Annotated in this window: 1 protein-coding gene and 1 pseudogene; both read left to right on the forward strand. The window is 59.4% G+C overall.

Annotation, left to right across the window (positions count from 1 at the left end):
• The first annotated feature begins 138 nt into the window (after positions 1-138).
• Entirely contained in the window at positions 139-300 is a 162-nt protein-coding gene (locus QJT78_RS51810; RefSeq protein WP_253579854.1) for a hypothetical protein, read from the forward strand.
• Positions 301-410: 110 nt separating this feature from the next.
• Positions 411-616, forward strand: a pseudogene (locus tag QJT78_RS51815) (hypothetical protein); the annotation flags it as partial.
• Positions 617-743: the final 127 nt, after the last annotated feature.

Consider the following 743-nt stretch of genomic DNA (forward strand, 5'->3'; position numbering starts at 1 on the left):
GGTGGTAGGCCCGCCAGTGAACCAGCGGGCCTTTGAGTTGGCATCCCAACAGATTGAACCTTACCGCCGCCGGGCCAATTTAAGCCCGGCGCCGTACTTGTCCCGGCTCGCCGCAGCCACCACTAGGATGAGGCACTGATGTCTGACGACGACGCACTCAAGCAGGAAACGGGCGCTGTTCAACAGATGACAGAGGCTGAACGTAAACTTTTGGTCGGCCTCAAAGAGTTCATCAGGGGCAAGGTCGCGCTAGGCGTGCCCAGAGAGCGCGCCTACGCCATAGTTGCGGAGATATTATAGGCTCGGGAGGTCAGAGCTCGCGATCGACGCCACACACGTTTAGGGTCGTTTAAGACGTTCGGCGATCACTACCTGATCGCCCGCGTGATCGACCGAGAAAGCCATCGTGATATCCGTGGCTGGAGATCGAATGCTCCCGCTGCAAGACCGGCGTGATGTTGATCTCGCTGCATTGCGGCACCCTCCCACGACCTTTGTCCATGACCTAGCTGGCAGGCTCCGGTGCAACAAATGTGCTAAGGCGGGTCGTCGCCCTTCCGCGACGCTGCCGCAGCTCGCGCACCGCCCCCGCCCTGCTCCTTCCGAGATGCGATGATGTGCTGGTGTGGACGGCCTCTCATCCCCACGGTTCTATGGCGCTCCGGCGTCATAGCTAGATGAGAGGAAAGTCTGATGAATCTTCCCATTCGTATCGGTATGGATACTTCCAAGTCGGTCTTCCA

The sequence above is a fragment of the Bradyrhizobium sp. Mp27 genome, from assembly GCF_029953005.1.
Lineage (GTDB): Bacteria > Pseudomonadota > Alphaproteobacteria > Rhizobiales > Xanthobacteraceae > Bradyrhizobium > Bradyrhizobium barranii.

Excerpts from the sequence above, each read along its gene's own strand:
- QJT78_RS51810 (WP_253579854.1), top strand. The coding sequence starts at position 139 with ATGTCTGACGACGACGCACTCAAGCAGGAAACGGGCGCTGTTCAACAG.